The organism is Kordiimonas gwangyangensis DSM 19435 = JCM 12864 (genome assembly GCF_000375545.1).
Classification (GTDB): Bacteria; Pseudomonadota; Alphaproteobacteria; order Sphingomonadales; family Kordiimonadaceae; genus Kordiimonas; species Kordiimonas gwangyangensis.
Genome location: NZ_AQXF01000003.1, coordinates 228864 through 248658, shown reverse-complemented (window position 1 = coordinate 248658; position 19795 = coordinate 228864). Strand labels below are relative to the sequence as shown.

General features: G+C 57.3%; 13 protein-coding genes and 1 tRNA gene. 6 read left to right on the top strand and 8 right to left on the bottom strand.

Annotation, left to right across the window (positions count from 1 at the left end):
* Positions 1-55 precede the first annotated feature (55 nt).
* From B150_RS22355 to B150_RS0109455, 3 genes are all read left to right on the top strand, one after another.
* Positions 56-2065: a tetratricopeptide repeat-containing sulfotransferase family protein gene (locus tag B150_RS22355; RefSeq protein WP_020399675.1), complete on the top strand. Its 2010-nt coding sequence runs from the start codon at positions 56-58 to the stop codon at positions 2063-2065.
* A 141-nt stretch (positions 2066-2206) separates the two neighbouring features.
* The gene (locus B150_RS0109460; protein ID WP_025896352.1) at positions 2207-4279 is read left to right on the top strand and encodes a S9 family peptidase; all 2073 of its coding nucleotides are present in this window, start codon (positions 2207-2209) and stop codon (positions 4277-4279) included.
* A gap of 2 nt (positions 4280-4281) precedes the next feature.
* Positions 4282-6363 carry a S9 family peptidase gene (locus B150_RS0109455; protein WP_020399673.1) on the top strand — a complete coding sequence of 694 codons (2082 nt, stop codon included), beginning with the start codon at positions 4282-4284 and terminating at the stop codon, positions 6361-6363.
* A gap of 100 nt (positions 6364-6463) precedes the next feature.
* Here the strand turns inward: B150_RS0109455 and B150_RS0109450 are convergent, their stop codons facing one another.
* Together B150_RS0109450 and B150_RS0109445 are read right to left on the bottom strand one after the other, a co-directional pair.
* Positions 6464-7729 carry a glycerate kinase type-2 family protein gene (locus tag B150_RS0109450; RefSeq protein ID WP_025896349.1) on the bottom strand — a complete coding sequence of 422 codons (1266 nt, stop codon included), beginning with the start codon at positions 7727-7729 and terminating at the stop codon, positions 6464-6466.
* A gap of 395 nt (positions 7730-8124) precedes the next feature.
* Positions 8125-10887, bottom strand: a complete 2763-nt coding sequence (locus tag B150_RS0109445) for a TonB-dependent receptor (RefSeq protein ID WP_081611385.1) — start codon at positions 10885-10887, stop codon at positions 8125-8127.
* 313 nt (positions 10888-11200) lie between these two features.
* On the opposite strand from B150_RS0109445, the gene B150_RS0109440 reads away from it, so the two are divergent.
* Positions 11201-11797: a glutathione S-transferase family protein gene (locus B150_RS0109440; RefSeq protein WP_020399670.1), complete on the top strand. Its 597-nt coding sequence runs from the start codon at positions 11201-11203 to the stop codon at positions 11795-11797.
* A 50-nt stretch (positions 11798-11847) separates the two neighbouring features.
* Here B150_RS0109440 and B150_RS0109435 read toward each other — a convergent pair.
* The 4 genes from B150_RS0109435 to B150_RS20405 all read right to left on the bottom strand — a co-directional run bounded on the left by B150_RS0109435 (position 11848) and on the right by B150_RS20405 (position 14142).
* Positions 11848-11924: transfer RNA gene (locus tag B150_RS0109435), tRNA-Ile, on the bottom strand.
* Positions 11925-11986: 62 nt separating this feature from the next.
* Entirely contained in the window at positions 11987-13567 is a 1581-nt protein-coding gene (locus B150_RS22350) for a GSCFA domain-containing protein (protein ID WP_081611384.1), read from the bottom strand.
* Positions 13568-13653: 86 nt separating this feature from the next.
* A complete protein-coding gene (locus B150_RS0109425; RefSeq protein ID WP_020399668.1) occupies positions 13654-13881 on the bottom strand; it encodes a hypothetical protein in 228 nt (75 codons plus the stop codon).
* A gap of 42 nt (positions 13882-13923) precedes the next feature.
* The gene (locus tag B150_RS20405; RefSeq protein WP_020399667.1) at positions 13924-14142 is read right to left on the bottom strand and encodes a hypothetical protein; all 219 of its coding nucleotides are present in this window, start codon (positions 14140-14142) and stop codon (positions 13924-13926) included.
* 140 nt (positions 14143-14282) lie between these two features.
* Here B150_RS20405 and B150_RS0109415 point away from each other — a divergent pair, with 140 nt between their 5' ends.
* Both B150_RS0109415 and B150_RS0109410 read left to right on the top strand, forming a co-directional pair.
* Entirely contained in the window at positions 14283-15719 is a 1437-nt protein-coding gene (locus B150_RS0109415; protein WP_020399666.1) for a zinc-binding metallopeptidase family protein, read from the top strand.
* 106 nt (positions 15720-15825) lie between these two features.
* Positions 15826-16656 carry a flagellin gene (locus tag B150_RS0109410; RefSeq protein WP_020399665.1) on the top strand — a complete coding sequence of 277 codons (831 nt, stop codon included), beginning with the start codon at positions 15826-15828 and terminating at the stop codon, positions 16654-16656.
* Between the two features lie 96 nt (positions 16657-16752).
* Here B150_RS0109410 and B150_RS0109405 read toward each other — a convergent pair whose 3' ends face one another.
* Both B150_RS0109405 and rpoD read right to left on the bottom strand, forming a co-directional pair.
* Positions 16753-17613, bottom strand: a complete 861-nt coding sequence (locus B150_RS0109405) for an aspartyl protease family protein (RefSeq protein WP_155860020.1) — start codon at positions 17611-17613, stop codon at positions 16753-16755.
* Positions 17614-17686: 73 nt separating this feature from the next.
* Positions 17687-19771: an RNA polymerase sigma factor RpoD gene (gene rpoD / locus B150_RS0109400; protein WP_020399663.1), complete on the bottom strand. Its 2085-nt coding sequence runs from the start codon at positions 19769-19771 to the stop codon at positions 17687-17689.
* Between the last annotated feature and the right edge of the window lie 24 nt (positions 19772-19795).

The following is a 19795-nucleotide window of genomic DNA, read 5'->3' as shown; positions in this document are numbered from 1 at the left end:
CAGGCCTTCGGGCCTGCCATTTTTTTGGCCCCATCACTCACGAGGTAAATTCGGCATGGACAAGCAGGCATTCTACCGACATGCGGCAGGCCTTGTGCAGGCAGGCGCATTGGATGAAGCCATTACCCGCCTGTCCGAACACCTGAGCGCAGAACCTAGCGATGAAACCGCCCGGTCCATTCTCGGCAGCGCCCTGATGCGTCAGGGTAAAACGGCCGATGCACTCGCCACATTCACAGAAAACACCTCGCGCCATCCTGCTTCATGGGCCGCACGCGCAGATCTTGGCTTCGCTGCTCTTCAGGCTGGTGATACCACGCTCGCGCTCAAAAGCTTTGAGGACGTGGTCACCCGCAATCCATCATTTTACCTGGGCTGGTGTGAACTTGAACGGCTCCAGTTCGCGCGCGCCGACTATAGCGCTGCCGTGCATGCGAGCGAACAAGCCGAAACCTGCGATCCGCTTGAGGAACCCTACGTCCGCCTCCGCGACCTGATGCGCGCTAATCGCCGCGCCGAGGCTGAAAAAATCGCGCGCCAAATGCTGCAGCAGCAAAGCGGCCACCCCCGCGCCAGCTTTTTCCTCGCCCACCTCGCGAGCACAGTCGGCGCACACGAAGCACGGCGTGATATCCTGCTTGCGAGCCTTGACCGGCACCCAGCCAACATCATGCTGCGCCGCAGTCTTGTGGAAGCCCATGAGGCCATCGGTGCCTACACTGACGCCCTCAACGAAGCGCAAACACTTACGCGCATAAGGCCCGATTTTACCGCTTATTGGCTCCTCAGCCGCATTTGCGGCCATGTGGCAGACTATGAAGGCGCCCTCACGGCTGCCGAAGCAGCAGCGGGCTTGCTCAAGGAAGGTAGCGAGGAATTGGGCAAGGTGGATTTGCTACGCGGCCACGCGCTTAAAATACTGGGCCGCCGCGCGGAATGCGAAGCCGCATACCGGGCTTGCATCGTGAACACGCCAGACAATGGCGCGGGCTGGTGGGGCCTTGCCGACCTCAAGAACTATCATTTCACGGACACGGACAAAAAGGCCATGGCGGAGCTTGCTGGCAACACCGCCCTCCCGGATACCCAGCGCTGTCAGGCGGCTTTCGCCCTGGCCCGCGCGCATGAAAATGATGGTGCAACAGACAAGGCCATCGATTGGTATAAAAAAGCCAATGCCCTGCGCACTGATGCAGCCTATACCCCGGACCGGCACGCGGACTTGTTCGCGCGCATCAAGAAAAGTTTTGATGCCGCCACCCTCGCCCGGCAAGCAGACACCCGCAAACTGAAGGGGCCAACGCCCATCTTCGTGCTCGGGATGCCGCGGGCGGGCTCCACGCTTATTGAACAGATGCTCGCGAGCCATAGCCGCATCGACGGCACGATGGAACTGCAAACGCTCATTCATCTGGAGCGCCGTATCCGTATCGAGGGCGGGCGCCGGTTTGGCAAACAATACCCGGAGTCTGTCGCAGGTTTCAGCGAGGACGAGCTTGCAGCCTTTGGCCAAGCCTATCTGGACGAGACTGCGATTTATCGCGGAAGCGGTGACTTTTTCATCGACAAGATGCCACCGAATTTTGAGCGCGTCGGCCTGATCCACAAAATCCTGCCGCATGCCATCATCATTGATGCCCGGCGCTACCCGGTGGATTGCGGCTATAGCGCCTTCAAGCAGCATTTCGCCGGGGGGCATGACTATAGCTACGACCTCAGCCACATCGGCCACTATTATAACTGCTACCTCGACCTGATGGATTACTGGCAACAGGTCCTGCCGTCCAAGGTGCTGACCGTGCAGTATGAGGAGAATATCAGCGATACCGAAACGGTGGTGAGGCGCATGCTCGCCCATGTGGGCGTTGATTTCGAGGAAGCCTGTCTCGCTTTCCACAAGAACAAGCGCGCGGTGAAAACCGCCAGCAGTGAACAGGTGCGCCAGCCCATAAACCGCAAAGGTGTCGGCGTTTGGACTGCGTTTGCGGATGAGCTTCAGCCCCTTTTTGACAGCCTTGGTGAGGCCACCCTTAAACGTTTCGCCCCATACGCCCCGAAGCACTGAACAATAAACCACGCGCAGCCGCGCTGTTCTCCATGAAAAATTGTATAACGCAAGTAATGCGACAATTGATGTTGCCATATGCGACGCCAGACACTAAGACGATTAGTGCACATTTATTGAAGCTGTTTGGGGGCAGTGAGTATGGGGCTTTTGAGATCAGGCCTGAGCGCGATGATGGTCGCTCTCTGGCTCGCTCTGGCGGTATCGGTCGACGCGCACGCTGAAAGAACCAGCATTGAAGACTTTGCCCGAAGTCCGCGGTTCCAGCATTTTTCAATTTCACCTGACGGTGAGCAACTGCTTTATCAGGAACGTGACGGAGACCAACGTTTTCTGGTTGTCTCCCGCATTTCAGAGGTTGGGCTGACACCCGTACTCAGGCAGCCGATCGGCAGCGATATATATGCAAGTGGTGCGTTCTGGATCAGCAACGACAAATTGTTTGGCTACGACGCGCGCTATAGGGGCGCCTTGCCCACGGTGGAAGAGGAGCCACATGTCACCGCTTGGGTCATGACCTCGGATGGCAAGAACAGGAAGGTACTTTGGGAGGAGACCCCAGCACCGCAAAAGAAGCGCAAGAAAGGTCGCAAGCGCAAACCTACGCACAAGGTAACCTTCAGCCTATTACATTCGCTGCCCGATGACCCTGACTATGTGCTGCTAAACCGCATTGAGGAAACACCGGAGCGGCGCGATGACAACGAACTGGATGTTGTCAGCGACATTTTCCGCATGAACATCAACACCGGCGAAATGAGCCGTATCACCCCGGATCATGGCATAGAAGGCGCGAGGATGTTCCGGTGGGTGCCAGACCATACGGGTGTCATTCGCATAGGATTTGGCGAAACTGGCGAGGATGATGAGCCCGTGCTCCTGGTCCGCAAGGACGCGACCAGCGACTGGACCCGCCTTCATGACAACGACCTGTTCGGCCGTGGGAAGTTTTACCCGATCGGCTTCGGTAGCGACCCAGATATTCTTTATGTATCCTCCTCCCTTGCAACCGGACGTGACGCCATTTACCGGTTCAGCATCAAACAGGGGCGATTGAAGGGAAAAGTTTTTGCCCACGCTGAGGTGGACGCTGAGGCGTTATTCGTCTCGCCCGACTACGAACGCATTGTCGCTGTTTCCTATTATGACGACGAATACCGGCTTGCAATTCTGGATGAAAGCTTCCGCGAGCGTCATGCTAGGATCGCAAAAGCCATCGGCACAGATAAAATCTTCCTCGGCGAAACAGACAAGGCATATTCGCGCCAGCTGGTCTGGGCGGGTGATGAACGGTCCATGGGCCGTGCCTGGATCTATTTTGAGGCATCGGGAAAAGCACTCCCGCTTCCTGATCCCGCACCGTGGATTGATGAAGAAGCCTCAGCCCCGGTGACCAGCGTACGCTACCGGGCGCGTGACGGGCTGGAAATCCCAGCCTACCTGACGCTACCCACGGACCGGGGAAAAAGCGAAAAACTTCCAGCCATTCTCCTGCCGCACGGTGGCCCTTATGTGCGCGACTATAAAACCTGGAACTATTGGGCCCAGTTCCTTGCGAGCCGCGGTTATGCTGTGCTGCAGCCTAATTTCAGGGGCTCATCGGGTTTCGGTTTCCGTTTCTCAGCCATGGGCTTTGGTCAGTGGGGCGACGACATGCAGCAAGATGTCGCCGACGGCGCCAAATGGCTGATCTCTGAGGGCATCGCAGACCCCGGGCGCATATGTATCATTGGCGGCAGCTATGGGGGCTACGCGACACTGATGGGCCTTGTGCAGGACAGCGACCTCTTCCGCTGTGGCGTTGCATGGGCCCCGGTCACCGACCTCAAGAAAATCCTGCAACAGGACAATATGTGGGATGAAGATTATGCGTGGTACTGGCGGGTAACCGGCGGGCGTTCCAGCAAGGAACTGAGGGAAATTTCACCGGTCTATCTGACAGAAAAGATCACCCGCCCGCTGCTGCTGATGCATGGCGACGAAGACGATATCGTGTTCATCGACCAGTCCCGCATGCTGGAAAAGGCGATGCAAAAACGCAAGGTTTCCGCACCATTCCGGTATCTGGAGTTTCCGGGCCTCGGACACCAGATCGAAACACCGGAAGCCAGAGAGCGCTTCCTGCGGGAGATGGAGAGCTTCCTGCTCACCCACAACCCGCCCGGCCAACCAGACAGTTCGCAAAGTAACAAGAGTGACGGGGGTCATAGATAATCATGTTCAAGTTTAAGAATTTACTGGCTGTACCGGCCATGCTGGCGCTCAGTATCGTCACAGCCTCAACTGGTGTTGCGGGCGCGGATAATGAACCAGCCGCAGACACACAAACTATTTACCAGGTCGGCGATTTTACAGGTGACTGGAGTGTCTCAGGCATGAAGCTATCCCCCAACGGGAAGCGCTTGCTCTTCACTCAGGTGGTCAACGGCGAGCTTCAATTGATGGCGGTTGATATCCTGCCGACGGAGCTTCGTGCCCTGACCGTCATCCCTTTTGACAACGACAGCATACCGATCAACCTCCGCTGGGCAACCGACGACCGCATTGTTTTTACCCTGCGGCGTAAAGCGAGGGTGGTGCGGACCAAATATTATGCCTGGTCCGAAGTGCTTATGAGCATGAATGCTGACGGGTCGGACGTGCAACTGCTGCGCACCGACGGGGGTGGTTCGGGCAATCTCAAACACATTGATAACGCTGATGTTGTCAGCCTTCTCAGGGACGACCCGGACCATATCCTTGTAGGAAAATCCAGACGCCGGAACTGGGTTCAGGAGTTTTATGACGGCGCCATCGATGACGTCTACAAACTGAACATCAAAACCGGCGATCTGTCCCTTTATATGAAGGGGCCCAAAATCAGCCATTTCAAATTCCACGACTGGTACGCCGACCAGAAGGGTCACATCCGGTTCGGCTACGGCTATGACCGCAAGGGCAATAGTGTCATGATCATTCGCGGTCGCGGTGATGAAGACTGGAAAGTTCTCAATGACAACGAACTATTTGAAGAAGGCAAATTCCTGCCGCTCCAGTTCGGTGCCGGTGACAACGAATTTTACGTGCTGTCATCGCTTGCGACCGGCCGCATGGCAGTTTACCGGTTCGACATTGCGACCGGCACATTGGGCGACCTTGTTTTTGCGCATGACAGGGTTGATGTCACGGGCATCATATACTCCTTCGACAAAGGCAAAGTGGTCGCTGCCGAATATAATGAGGGCGGGCCCAAGCTGCATTATCTGGATGAAGAATACGGCAAGCTGCGCTCGCTTCTGGCGCGCGCACTCAAGACCGGGTTTTCTCTGTGGTCCACCAGTGACGACGACAAAAACATGATCGTACTGAAAGGTGACGCGCAGGACGCTGGCACATACTATCACTTTGATGCAGCGGCTAAAAAACTCAACTTTCTTGGCGCGCGCATTCCCAAGCTCGACCCCGCCCAGATGGCGAAGATGGAGAGTGTTTCCTATGAGACACGTGACGGCCTGACCATTGATGCCGTACTGACCAAGCCGCGCCTGAGCAAAGGTGAGCCCCTGCCCTTTATCGTGCTACCACATACCCACCCGGACGGTCGGGATTCTGTTTCATGGGACCGGACCGCGCAGTTCCTCGCCAACCGCGGCTATGGTGTTTTCCAGCCCAACTATCGTGGCTCTTCCGGCTTTGGCCAACGGTTCCGCGCCCTCGGCCGTGGTGAATGGGGCCGCGACATGCAAAACGACCTCGTGGACGGTGTCGAATGGATGATTGAAAACGGCCACGCGCAGGCAGGCCGCATTTGTATCATGGGACGTGGTTACGCGGGTTATGCCGCCCTGATGGGTGTTGCACGGGATGGCAACCTGTTCGCCTGCGCTATCAGCCGCGACGCGCCGGTTGATATTCCGGCCATGCTCAAGGCCGAACGCTCGCTGGATGAGGACGATGAACGGTACCAGGAAGTCGCGGGCGACCTGAAGAAAAACGAGCTTGAGAGTATTTCACCGGCCGACTTGGTCGAGAACATCAACAGCCCGGTACTCATCTACCACCGCGAAGACGCCCATTATGAGGTTCAGCATGTCCGGCGGTTTGTGAAGTCCCTCGCCAAAGCAAAAAAGTCGTTCGACTATCTTGAGGTTGAGGAGGCCGAAGGCGCAAACCTCTATGATGCAAACGATGATGACGAGCGTTTCCTCGCACTCGTTGAGGCTTGGCTTTTGAAGGTCAATCCAACCCCGCTCCTGAAGGAAGCGAATGAGGCAGGCAAGGTTGCGCGCATGCAGAAAACAACGGAAAGCAGGCGTTGATTTAAGGGCTTGTAGCAAGATCCTCGCATAACAAAGGGCGCATGATATTTTCATGCGCCCTTTTGTTTACATACCAACACCTAATCTACCGGGCAGAGACCTACTCGATATAAATCGCCCTGAAATCATTGACGTTTGTATAGGTCGGCCCTGTGATCAGCAGCGCATCCAGCGCCTTGAACAGACTATAACAGTCGTTCCGGCGTAAAAACTCCACTGCATCCACACCAATTGTTTTCGCCCGGTGCCAGTCCGCCGGCGCAATCAGCGCACCCGCATTGTCTTCTGATCCGTCGATGCCGTCTGTATCCGCCGCTAGCGCAAAGACTGTGGGGTGTCCCTCAAGGTGATGGAAAAGGGAGGCGAGATATTCGGTATTGGGCCCGCCCTTGCCGTTCCCTGTCTTGGTAACTGTAGTCTCTCCCCCTGAGAGCAACACACACGGCAGCTTAACGTCGCATTCGCCGCTCGCATACTTGATGGCGAGGCGTGCGTGGCGGGCACCCACGTCCCTCGCCTCGCCGATGATGTCGTCACCAAATATAACGGTGTTCACGCCAGCCCGTTCCGCCACATGCGCCGCGGCGCGTAGCGAGGTGAGAGGCCGCGCCAGAAAGATATAGGCGTCGCCGTTCTCCGCCTTGCCGCAGCTGTCGCCGTCACGGCTTGCCCGGTCGAGAAGAGCGCGGAGCGTATCGGATACCGATACACCATAGCGCAACAAGATGTTTAGCGCGTCCCGGGGTGAACCATTATCCGTCACTGTTGGGCCTGACGCAATATCAAGCGGCGGGTCGCCGACCACGTCCGAGATTGAAAAGGTGGTTATTTTCCCCGGCCTCAGGAAGGTAGCAAGCCCGCCACCCTTGACACTGGAAAGCTGGCGCCGGACGGCGTTGATTTCCCTGATATCGGCCCCGGCGTGCATCAGTTTGGTGATGGTCTGTTTTTTCTCGTCGAAACTTAGCCCTTTGATTGGCTGGCAAAGCAGTGCCGAGCCACCACCGGAGACAAGGAATATGGCCTGTTCATCCTCGCGGCGCGTTTTCGCTAGCTCGATCAGTTCTTTGGTGTATTTGATATTGTCTTCGCTCGGGGCTGGGTGGTCGCCTTCCAGCACCCTGATATGCTTGGTCGGCTGGCCGTACCCTCGCCTAGTGATCACCGCGCCCCGCAAGGGGCCAGTCCACGCTGCCTCAAACGCCTGCGCCATGGATGCTGCAGCCTTGCCGGCACCAAGAACAAGCGCGGGCTTCGTGGGGTCCAGATCAAAGAACTGATCCGGCCCGAACGTTGGCCGCGCGGCCGCAACCGCAGCCTCATATAGCTCGCGCAGGAAAACTGCCGGGTCCTTTGTTTCGCTCATGGGCGCATAACCCTCAATTCCGTTAATCGTTGCTGCAATCGGCTTTTGGTGGCGCGTTTCACGCCACCACTGCAACAGCCGCCACAATAGCCGGTCAACTATCATAACCGGGGTTCTGGTGGTCAAGCCGCCTTTTGAGCGCCGGCCAGACAAGATTGTTGGTAACACTGGGCCCCAGACGGTAACCTTCCAAAGCGCAAAGCTCTCAATTTCAAGGGTGTTGGTTGTACGTCCGAGTGAAGGACGACATAGGGATCCGCGCCCATTGGCGCCGTATTAGGCTCCCATGTCGCGGGCAAAGATGGCTTTACTTGACCATATCGCTGCCCCCGAATGGGGAAGCTAGACTATCGAGGGCACGGGTGATGCCCGTACCCTCGATGATATTTCGGCAACTAGAACTGTGTGCGAACCCCGAAGTAGAAGGAGCGGCCCACAACATCATAGTGAACAGGGTTGGTTACCTGCGGCGAAATGAAGTCCAGCGGAGCAACCGGTGGGTCATTGTCGAGCACATTGTTGACCCCGGCGTACACTTCGATCCATTCACGCAGCTGATACTGCGCAGACAGGTCTACATAGACTTGCGCACTGATATTGTTGTCCTCATCCGAGAGCTGCTCAGGCCCCCAAAGCACGTTATATTTGCCAGCGCCGACATAACGCACATTGGCAAACAGGCCATACTTCTCGGTCTGGTACGCAACATTGCCGCGAGCCTTCCATTTCGGCAGGCCGAAGATATTCTCGGCACCGACATCGCCGGCATAGTTCTCTTCATTGGCACCATCCGGGGCAATGTTCTTGTCATAAACATAGCTGCCCAGAAGCTTGACCCCAAGTGTCGCACCATTATTGAGCACTGTCTGGTACTGGGCTTCGAAATCCAGGCCGCGTACGTCATAGGTACCGAGATTGAGAAGCCTGTTGGTCACCGACGCGATAGTGTTGTCCGGCTCAAAGGCCACAAGGTCACAGAAGGCATCGTCGCCCTCAAAACAACCCTGCACAATCGCGCTGCTGGAAATGGACTGAATGGCGTCACTGATGCCGATATCATACCAGTCAACCGACAGCCTGAGGCCTTCAAGCCAATTTGGCGAATAAACAACGCCAAATGTTTTGGTCAGCGCACGTTCTTCCTGCAAATCGGAGTTGCCGGTATTGAGGATTTTCGTGAAGTCCACATTGCCAGTAAACGGGTTTTCGATGTTCTCGAAAAGCAACAGCGTTTTGAGGAACACTTCGCCGATGCTGGGCGCCCGGATGTCACGCGAGATCGTGCCGCGCAAACGCAGCTCTTCGATCGGGTCGAACGTCAGGCCGGTCTTCCAGGTCAGAACCGTACCGCTCGTGCTATAATCGGTATAGCGCACTGCACCGTTGAAGCTGAGCGATTGTCCTGTATCGGTATTAAGGAGCGGCACCAGAACTTCGCCGAAGCCCTCTTTCACATTGTATTCACCCTCAAGCGGCTGTGCGTTCGTGATCAGGAACCCAGCCTGTTCCGAGACGTCATCAACCTCACGCTTGAGCGATTCCTTGCGGTACTCGACACCAAACGCGGTTGAGATCGGCCCGGTCCAGCCCTCAAAGAGGTCCCCGTTCACGGTTGCCGCAACAACGTCCTGCCGCAACTTGGTGTCCGATATGCTGGTGCCGGTTACATAATCAATCGCTGCCGCACTTGGCGAGCCCACACCAAACAGGTTGATGGGCACACAGTTCGGGTTCTGCCCGCTGAGCGCCGAGGCACATACGGCTTCACCGGTAACAGGGTCTGTCACAACATCGGCCGCCAGCGACAGGTTGCCGGGGATCATATTGTTGGTTTGCTGGTTCGAGAAATCGACCCGACCGTACTGATAATAAACATCCCACGTCCAACCGTTACTGAACTCACCATCGAAGCCTGCAACAAACCGCAGGTTCTGTGTCTTGCTGACAGACGTAATCGCCCCAAACTCGGAGTTTGTACGATAAAGGGAGATAGAATCAGTGCCTGATGCATCCATTTCGGCCTGCACACTGTCAGGCAGGTATGGGTTTCCGGATTTGATCGTTTCACCAAAAATGAAGGAATCGATCAGAGCCCCTTCAGAGGCCGACTGACCCGCATTGCCTTCAAAATAGAAATTAAGGCCTTCTGCGACTTCGTAGTTGAACGCCGCCATGATGTTCTTGCGCTCAAGCGGAATAGCAAGTGCGGTCTGGTCGCCGAAATAGGCACCGCTGCCACCCGTCATAAAGACACCACCAATCACATCACCGAGCTGACGCGAGACTGCAGTACCCCCGGGCATGAACTCAAGGTTGCCGAGGGCGGTTCCGTCCGGCAGGGTTACGCCGTTCGGGGATGCGATGAACAGTTTCACGTCCGGCGCGAACATATTTGCTGCGATACCGTCATTCGGGCCCGTATCATCAGGGTTCGCGATGATACCCCAGTGCTCTCTCGACCACTCACGACCGCGTGCGTCCGGCAGACCTTTGCTTTCGTTATAGTCGGCAGCGATCAGCACATGGCCGCGTCCTTCCGCAACATTGGCACCGAAGGCGAGGGAAACACGATAGTTCTCGTTGTCACCTTCGTCGGAAATGCCGTATTGCGCCTCTGCCTTCAGGCCCTCGAGTTGATCGTCATAGCGGATATCAATCACGCCTGAGATCGCATCGGAGCCCCAGGCCGCAGACGCACCACCGGTGACGACTTCAATCCGGCTCACTGCGAGCGTCGGGACAACGTTGATATCCACAACGCCAAACTCGTCCGTAGGCACGTGGCGGCGGCCATTGACAAGCACAAGGTTCCGGTTGCCGCCAAGCCCGCGCAGATCAAGCACGTTGGTCGCGCTACCGCGCGAGTTCAATACCGTTGCTGTTGGCGTTATAGTGCCGGTAAAACCCGGCAACTCGTTGACGATGTCCGCGACATTGGTCGCGCCCCTTGCAGCGAGGTCGTCACCGCCAAGCACCGTTACCGGTGTTGGCGCCTCAAATCCTGATTTCTTGATGCGAGATGAACTGACAACAATTTCTTCCATCTCCAAAAGGTTATTTTCGGTGCTGCTATCCTGTGCATACGCTGGCACGGCGAACAAAATTGCAGCAGTTGATACCGCACTCAATAGCGGCGCTCCCACGTGATATAATCTCATCACATCTCCCTCCGTTTGGATATTTCCCTGGGTAGTGCTTCCGCTCAGTTTTCAGTCTTATTTATTATTAAGGCTGCATTAATAATTTATTATAGCTGCCATGTAAACGCATATGGCTGCTTTATATTTAATTATATCAAATTAAAGCTGCAAAAATGACACTGCACTGCGAACCCAAGGAAGACCGGAGCGGCCGGGTGGCGGCTTCTGTTCAAGGCCAAAGCCAGCAATACGGCGGATCAAGCGAGTGTGCTGACAGTTTTTGTCAGCGCGAGCCTTTAGGTTTCAGGCAAACGAGCAGAAGGAGTTTGCCATGAAACATTATTTCAACCCCATGAGCCGGGCTATCACCACACGCTGGATGTTGCTGGAGGCGGACGTTCCCCATGAACAAGTGTTTGTCGACATCACGAATGGTGACACCGACAGGGCTGAATACCGCGCGGTCAACCCCATGGGCAAAATCCCTGCGCTCTTGGACGGTGACGTTGTCGTCACTGAAGCCGCCGCCATATGCGCCTATATCGCGGACAAGTTTCCTGAAAAGGGCTTGGCGCCCGCGCCTGGCACCCCAGCCCGCGGCTCATACTACCGCTACCTATTTGTGCCCGGCACAACGCTTGAGCCAATGTTCACCATCGCCTCCCTAGGCATCAAGGACTATCCGGCAAGATCCGTCGGCTTTGGCGACATGGAACGCTGCCTCGCCACGATTGAGGCCATGACACCGGAAACTGGCTGGGCGATAGGCGACCGTTTCACCGCGGCCGATGTGGTGTTCGGCGGCTTTCTGGACATGGCGGTACAGTTCGCATGGCTCCCTACCCCAAGTGCAAAAGTCAGTGCTTATGTAGGCCGCGTCAGAGCCCGCCCCGCCTACCAGAAAAGCCGCACTTCCGAGAATGCATAAAAGCAAACAAAAAGGGCCCAGGATTTTCATCCTGCGCCCTTAAAGATTTCTGGTGGGCCCGGAGGGACTCGAACCCCCGACCAAGCCGTTATGAGCGGCCGGCTCTAACCAACTGAGCTACAGGCCCCAACCACGGGCTTCGTGTAGCAAATGGCATGCCCCTTGGGTAGTCCCTAAATGCGGGAAATATTATCTGCTGTCTGCGTTTGTCTCAGCCACGCGCTGCATATGCGCCTCCACATCCGCGACACGCGTGAGAGCACTGGGGCTTTGCCAACTCATCGCCGCCGCTTTTTGTGCGGCTTTGTGCGCGGCTGGCAGGTCACCACTGTCCTCATAGGCGCGGCTTGCCACCATATAGCCTTCCCACGGCAGGATAGCGAGATCATGCAGGCGCTCAACAACGGTCAAACAGTCCTTCAGGCGCCCCATCTCGTATAGGCACATCAGGTGTGCCTGTGCCGCCACCGGCGCGTCCGGGTAGCGCTCAAGGAAATCCTCGACACGGCCTATTGCCTGCTCCGCTGTTCCGGCTTTGCAGTGGGCGGAGGCAACCAAATGCACGCCCGCCGCATTATCCGGCACGAGGTCCGCTGCCTTCTCAAAAGCTGAAGCTGCGTTAGTGAGGGCACCCATGGCGTCATACGCTTGCCCCAGCTGCAGCCAGGCCTCAGGCGAGGACGGCAAGTTGGCGACCGCCTGCTTCGCCATGTCGAGAGCCGCCTCCAAGCGTCCCTCATGGAGGGCTAGTACACTTTGCACCAGCACCTGCTGCGCCTCGGGAATATTGGTGAAATATGTGGCAATCACCTTGGCGACAACACGCGCCACGTCCTTGCGTGCCACATGCCGGCGGTCGAGGCTATAAACACTCCAGTCCCGGGTCAGCACCACGCTTTCGTAGGATGGAAAATAGGCCACATCCGGCAGCCTGTCCGACAGTTCGCCGCACACAGCGCGCAGTACGCTCTTGCCATGGAAGTTTGCCACAATCACATCGTCATCGGTGAAAGTGCGTGCCATCGGCACCGGGGACGTGGTGATGAGGATTTTTTTCTGCGGCCCAACCGAGTTGATCAGCCGGAAAGCCTCCATGAGATAATCACGGCAGCGATCATAGCCCAACTTGCAGAAATGGAACTGGTCGCCATAGCGCTGCATCAGCTTTGCCGGGTGCGGGAACTCTTCAAGAAAGCGGCGCCTTTTGCTGTCCCACCAGCTTTCAACAAGGCCAAGCGTGATCACCACCGTCTCGACCTCGAACACCCTTGAGAAATACTCGAACAACGCCCTCCGACGCTCGATGGCACGCTCGCGGCGAATGGGACGCAAGCCCATCAAACCGCCGTCAATGACGTATCCGTCGCCAATGTCGTAGAGCATGTTTTCTGCGTCTTCCGGGCGAAAGCCATCGCCGCGGGTCAGGATGCCATGGCACCAACTCACTTCACCATGGATGGTCGCCGGGGTGAATTTATTGACGATCACCTGCGGGATAGAGTGCCATTCATCCGCCGTCATGGGAAAGTTGAACTCGGCAACATCGCTGCCCATGTCCCTGAGGCGGGACGCCACTTCAAGGGCAAAACAGCTGCCGAACACAAAGATGGGCTTGCTGGCGTCTATCTGGAATTTGGGCCGCGTTTCCGGGTTGCAGAACGGCGCGAGACGGTCGAAGCTGCCCCGATGAAAGGCAAGCGAAGTATCCCGCGTCGGCGAGAGTATGGCCGCCGCAGAGGTGAGCATTCCAGTATCTGGTTCGAAACTCATAAGGGCTCGTGCTGATTAAACCGCTCGCGTGCAGTTACGCGCCCTTCCTGAATATACCGCCCCCGAACTGGTGTAAAGCTGCGCTCCTAAAGTGCGTCGATCTCTTCCTTGAGGCGTTCGCGTTTATCGGTCGCGATCCGCTCCAGCACACGCACCCGGTCTTCAAGCGCCCGCATTTCACGGCGGATGTCGCTGTCGCCTTCGCGCGCGGCCTTTTTCATCGCATCGGTCTTCGCTTTCATCCACTGGCTAAAGCCCGCGAAAATGAACGAACCGAAGATGATCATCAGTACAAATACCTGTCCGTTTTCCATCTTAACTGTCCTCGCAATGTCGTTTTTATGTTTTGTCGCTCCCTAGAGGGAGTCGATTTCTTCGCGCAGGCGTGCGCTGCGGTCGGTCGCAAGCTTTTCAAGCACCCGCACACGCTCTTCAAGTGCCTTGATGCGTTTATCAGCGTCGGCGCCTGCGCCGCGTGTCTGCAGGTTCTTGGACCTGGCATTTACACTCACCATGATCACAACCGAAATCATCACAATCAATACAACAAACGCGATCATGTCAAAAACGCCCATGCCGCAATCCTCCACTATCGTTATTTATACCCCTTGTATCAATCCGATATAGGGTCACCGCATCGTGATTGCAATGGTGGAAATCTCGCCTTAAGACATCTTGATACATGCTGATAAGAGCAGAACGACGGGAGGGACCCATGACCAAAAAAACCACTTTCATCGCAACCCTTATGATGGGCATGAGCACATTTGCTGGCGTGGCCGCGAACGCCGGTCCCTGCGCGCAAGGCACCTGCGAAAGTGCGTGGAAGGCCGCTGATGGCAAGAAAGCCGACGAAGCCATGGCACTGGCGCGTGACTATGCCAAATTCCTTGATGGTGCCCGCACCGAACTGATGACGGTGAAATCCGCGCGCGACATGGCCGCAGGCATGGGCTTCCGCGAATGGAAAGACGGCACGCGCATCGCGCCCGGCAGCCGCTATTATATCGCGAACCGCGACCGGTCGCTGACGCTCATCATCGGCGGCAAGGCCGATGTGGCGAAGGGGGTGCGCCTTGTGGCCAGCCATATCGACAGCCCGCGCCTTGAACTCAAAGGCCGCCCGGTTGACACCACACAGGGCTTCGCGCTGTTTCAGACCAACTATCACGGCGGCATCAAAACCTATCAGTGGACCAATATTCCGCTCGCTCTCGTAGGCCGTATCGACCGCAAGGACGGCAAGTCGATCGATGTGAATGTGGGCCTTGATGCAAACGACCCCATTTTCATCATACCTGACCTGTCGCCCCACACCGCGCGCGACCAGATGAAACGGACCGGGAGCGAACTTATCGCGCATGAGGAGCTCGACCCTATCGCCGCGTCTGGCCCGCACGGTGAGACCGCTGTGGCTGACTGGGTGTTCGAGCACCTGAAGGAAACTTACGGCATTGACGCGGCTGACCTTGTCTCGGCCGAACTCTCACTCGTGCCTGCCACACGCCCGCGCGATGTCGGTTTTGATCGGCGCCTCACCGCAGCCTACGGCCAAGATGACCGCCTCGCCGCGTTCGCGAGCCTGAAGGCCGCGGCGGAGATGAAAACACCGCCACAAACCACGCTTATCCACCTCGCGGATAATGAGGAAAGCGGCAACGTGAATGTGACCGGTGCCAGCTCCACCTTCCTCACCGACCTTGTGGGCGAACTGCTGTACGCGGAAGTGGGGGAAAGCTACCGCCAGCCGCTCCTCACCCGCGCGCTGCGCGCCTCCAAAGCGCTGTCGATTGATGTGAACCCGGGCGTGAACCCGATGAACCCCGGAGTGTGGGAACTGACAAACGCCCCGCGCCTCGGCCAAGGTGTGAACATCAAGCTTTATGGTCGCGGCTTTAATGCCAACAGCGAATTTATTGCCTGGACGCGCGCCGCGCTCGATGACAAGGCTGTCGCATGGCAGACAACCACATACAAGGTTGGCCGCGCGGGTGGCGGCACGCTCGGCTCAGAGCTTGCGCACTATAATATCGACACCATCGACTTCGGTGTGCCGGTACTCTCGATCCACACCCCCTATGCGGTGAGCGACAAAATGGATGTGCTCGCGCTCAAGGACGGCATCGCAGCCTTTATAACGTACGACAAATAAAGGCAATTTTAGCTATCGCTTCAAATTACCCGCGACTGGTGGCATACTGGTCGCGGGTATAGTTTGCCCTGCGGTGGGGACTGCGGGGCTTTGAAGTGGTGCTGAAATGGTAGATTCAATCAATACCAACGCCGGCAGTTTGCAGGGCGTTCGGAGCTTACAGAAATCCAACTCGCTTTTGCGCACGGACCAGAAGGAACTGGCGTCCGGCAAAAAAGTGAATGACGCCAAGGACAACGCGGCCATCCTCGCGATCTCCAAACTGCTGGAGAGCGACGTGGCAGGCCTTGGCAGCGTCAAGAACTCGCTCGACCGCGCGATCTCAACGTCTGATGTCGCACTGTCCGCCGGGCAGGAAGTGTCATCGCTTCTGCTCAATCTCAAGGAAAAGGCCGTCAAAGCGGCTGATCCGGGGCTTGATGACGCCAGCAGGCAAGCACTCAATAACGAATTCACTGCGCTTCGTGATCAGATCGACAGCATCGTCGGCAGCGCCGAATTTAACGGCACCAACGCGCTTAAAGCGGGCGGCAATGATATTGTTGCCATCAGCGAGGCTGACGGTGGCGGCAGCCTGACCATTCAGGCGCAGGACCTGTCGCTCGGTGGTGACAATGTGGCGCTGAGCGCAACGCAGGGCATCGGTACACTTGCGGACGCACAGGCCGCCGTGAGTGCCATTGAAGATTCGCTTGTAAGCGTCTCAAACGCGCTGTCCGAGATTGGTGCAGGCTCCAGCCGCCTGCAGCAAACCAAGGACTTCACCGAAACGCTGTCGAACAAAACGCAGGAAGGCATCGGTAACCTCGTGGACGCCAACCTCGCCACCACCAACGCGAATTTCGAGGCCAATCAGGTCCGGCAGGCGCTGGGTATCCAGAGCCTGTCGATCGCGAACCGCCAACCGGCTGCGATCCTGACCCTCTTCCAGAACTAACCCAGGGGAACGAGGAAACCCCAGACGCAAGAACCCGGCCTCAGGGCCGGGTTTTTTGTTTGCACATTTCCCGCACACTCTTCGCGCAAAGCCCGCTCACTCGTCGTGCGCAGCGGGTACCTTCTCAAGCCCGATATACAGGTCAAAATTCGCGAAATCGATGGCAACGGGCCGGGCAAATATAATGTCAGCGCCAAGGATCATGGCAGGCACGCGCGATGCGCCGTAGGTGGCAAAAACCGGCAGGTTCGCCGCCAAAAGGTCTCGCCCACGGTAGCTGACGGGGCCGATATCAAGCCGGTCCGCCCGCAGCCCCTCCGCCCGCACGCGCCCCGCGGCAGCAGACAGTGACGTGGTGTTGAACTCGACTGCGCCGCTTGTATTCTCACGCAGCGCGTCCGCGGCACTGCGGTTGAGCACAGTGGCTGCCGCCCCCGTATCCACAATCGCGGGTATCATGACACCGGCCACACTGACATCCACCGCGACCGAACCACGGCCCACGGCGCGGCCGCGCACCTTCTGCCAGGCATAGCGCTCATCTGAATAGGGCATGAAGTCTTCTTCTGGGAGAAGCGTGACCTCCTCGCCCGTCATCACCAGCACATGACCGCGCAGGAAATCCACACCAAGGATACCATAGGGCGCGTCCGGCCCGCTGGCGGCGTCCGGCATGGCGATGGTCTCACCAAGCGTGAGCATGCGGCCAAGCGCCGTAACGCGGTCAATGGGGTAAAACCCCATCTCCCGATTGCCGGTTGCTGTCATGACCCGTGTGGAACGACCGGGAATGGCGTCCAGCCCCACCTCACCCACCAGGCGGCGGTAAATCACGGTGTGGCTTGCGGCCGTATCAATGAGGAAGGGGTAACGGCCATGGGTGTCCACCTGCACATGCACAAGGCGGCGCCCCTGCCCGTCATTGCCAGAGGGTTCCGCCTGCGCGACTGCGCTCACAAGCACCACACAAACAAAAAGGGGCAGCCTGATGAGGCCACCCCATTTCGTATTTCTGAAAGCCCCAAACACCTTAGGTGTCGAGGAAGCTTCTGAGCTGGCGAGAGCGGCTCGGATGCTTGAGCTTCCGGAGCGCTTTTGCCTCGATCTGACGGATACGTTCCCGCGTTACCGAGAACTGCTGGCCAACTTCTTCAAGCGTATGGTCAGTATTCATGCCGATACCGAAGCGCATCCTGAGCACACGCTCCTCACGCGGGGTCAAGGATGCCAGCACGCGGGTCGTGGTCTCACGAAGGTTCGACTGGATCGCCGCGTCAACCGGCAGGATTGCATTCTTGTCCTCGATAAAGTCGCCAAGGTGGCTGTCTTCCTCGTCACCGATTGGCGTCTCGAGGGAGATCGGCTCTTTCGCGATCTTCATGACCTTGCGTACTTTTTCGAGCGGCATGGAGAGGCGTTCCGCCAGTTCTTCCGGCGTTGCCTCGCGGCCAATCTCGTGCAGCATCTGGCGACCCGTACGCACCAGCTTGTTGATCGTCTCGATCATATGCACCGGAATACGGATGGTGCGCGCCTGATCAGCGATCGAGCGGGTAATCGCCTGCCTGATCCACCATGTGGCGTAGGTCGAGAATTTGTAACCGCGGCGGTATTCGAACTTGTCCACTGCCTTCATCAGGCCGATGTTACCTTCCTGGATGAGGTCGAGGAACTGCAGGCCACGGTTGGTGTATTTCTTCGCGATCGAGATCACGAGGCGGAGGTTGGCCTCCACCATTTCTTTCTTGGCGATACGGGCTTCTTTTTCACCCTTTTGTACCGTGCGCACAATGCGGCGGAACTCGTCCACGTGCAGGCCGGTGCGTTCAATCACTTCACCAACCTGATCGCGGATGTTGTTGATGGCAACAGCTTCACCGGCAACAAACGATGCCCAGCCTTTGCCTTTCAGTTTACCAACACGTTCCGCCCAGCCTTCTTCAAGCTCGTTACCCTGATATTCTTCAAGGAAGGCAACACGGCTTACCTTGTGGCTTTCAGCAAGGCGCAGCAGACGGCCCGAAAGGCTCATCAGGCGTTTGTTGAGGCCGTAAAGCTCGTCCACCAGTTCTTCAATACGCATATTGTTGAACTTCACCGACGCCACGAGCGCGATCAGCTCTTCACGCAGGTTCTTGAACCGGCGTTCCTGCGGCGTGGACAGCGTGTCGTTCTGGACCGCAGCCGCAAGGCGCGCATCCTGAAGCTTTGCGTATTTCTTGTAGGTCGCGGTGATCAGCTGGAACTTCTCGATGGTTTCCGGCTTGAGGTGCGCTTCCATGGCCGAGAGGGACATAGCCGCCTCGTCATCATCGTCCTCTTCATCCTCTTCGGATGCGCCTTCGCCTTCTTCGTCCTCGTCGCCTTCGCCGTCTTCATCGTCCTCGTCAGACTTGGCACGGCGCGCAGGTTTTTCCTCGTCCGCTTTCTCGGCTTTCGCCGGTTCCTTGTCTGCCTTCTCGGCTGCCTCAGCGCCTTCTTTCAGCACATCGCCGCCATCTTCATCCTCAAGCTCCGCGCTGTCCGGCTCTTTGCCGAGCGTGGCTTCAAGGTCGATGATGTCGCGCAGCAGCATCTCTTCGTTCTCGAGACGCTCAGCCCATTCGATGATCGCCCGGAACGTGAGCGGGCTCATGCACAGGCCTTCGATCATCGTAGCGCGACCGGCCTCGATACGTTTCGCGATGGCGATCTCGCCTTCACGCGACAGAAGTTCTACCGAGCCCATCTCGCGCAGGTACATGCGCACAGGGTCGTCGGTGCGGTCGCCCGCTTCTTTCTTGTCGGTGGTTTTGAACTCTTCCTGTTCGTCGCTATCGTCGTCATCATCATCGGACGACGCATCGTTATCGCCGTCCTGCTCATCCGGGTCATCACCGTCAATCACGTTGATTCCCATCTCGGAGAGCATCGTCATGATGTCTTCGATCTTCTCAGACGACATTTCCTCGGTCGGAAGGGCGTTATTGAGCTCATCATAGGAGATGTAGCCCCGCTCCTTCGCCTTGGCGATCATCTTTTTGACAGCAGCTTCGGCAGAATCGACGATCGGGCCGGAGGAGCTTTCGTCCGAGCCGGTATCCTTGTCGTCGTCCTGATTCGCATCTTTTGCCATGTATTCTCTCTCCAGATCTGCGCG

Bases quoted from the DNA above. Each gene is read 5' to 3' on its own strand.
- B150_RS0109450 (WP_025896349.1), bottom strand. From the start codon at position 7,729: ATGAGCGAAACAAAGGACCCGGCAGTTTTCCTGCGCGAGCTATATGAG.
- B150_RS20405 (WP_020399667.1), bottom strand. From the start codon at position 14,142: ATGGGCGTTTTTGACATGATCGCGTTTGTTGTATTGATTGTGATGATT.
- B150_RS22355 (WP_020399675.1), top strand. From the start codon at position 56: ATGGACAAGCAGGCATTCTACCGACATGCGGCAGGCCTTGTGCAGGCA.
- B150_RS22350 (WP_081611384.1), bottom strand. From the start codon at position 13,567: ATGAGTTTCGAACCAGATACTGGAATGCTCACCTCTGCGGCGGCCATA.
- B150_RS0109440 (WP_020399670.1), top strand. From the start codon at position 11,201: ATGAAACATTATTTCAACCCCATGAGCCGGGCTATCACCACACGCTGG.
- B150_RS0109425 (WP_020399668.1), bottom strand. From the start codon at position 13,881: ATGGAAAACGGACAGGTATTTGTACTGATGATCATCTTCGGTTCGTTC.
- B150_RS0109415 (WP_020399666.1), top strand. From the start codon at position 14,283: ATGACCAAAAAAACCACTTTCATCGCAACCCTTATGATGGGCATGAGC.
- B150_RS0109455 (WP_020399673.1), top strand. From the start codon at position 4,282: ATGTTCAAGTTTAAGAATTTACTGGCTGTACCGGCCATGCTGGCGCTC.
- B150_RS0109445 (WP_081611385.1), bottom strand. From the start codon at position 10,887: ATGAGATTATATCACGTGGGAGCGCCGCTATTGAGTGCGGTATCAACT.
- B150_RS0109460 (WP_025896352.1), top strand. From the start codon at position 2,207: ATGGGGCTTTTGAGATCAGGCCTGAGCGCGATGATGGTCGCTCTCTGG.
- B150_RS0109410 (WP_020399665.1), top strand. From the start codon at position 15,826: ATGGTAGATTCAATCAATACCAACGCCGGCAGTTTGCAGGGCGTTCGG.
- rpoD (WP_020399663.1), bottom strand. From the start codon at position 19,771: ATGGCAAAAGATGCGAATCAGGACGACGACAAGGATACCGGCTCGGAC.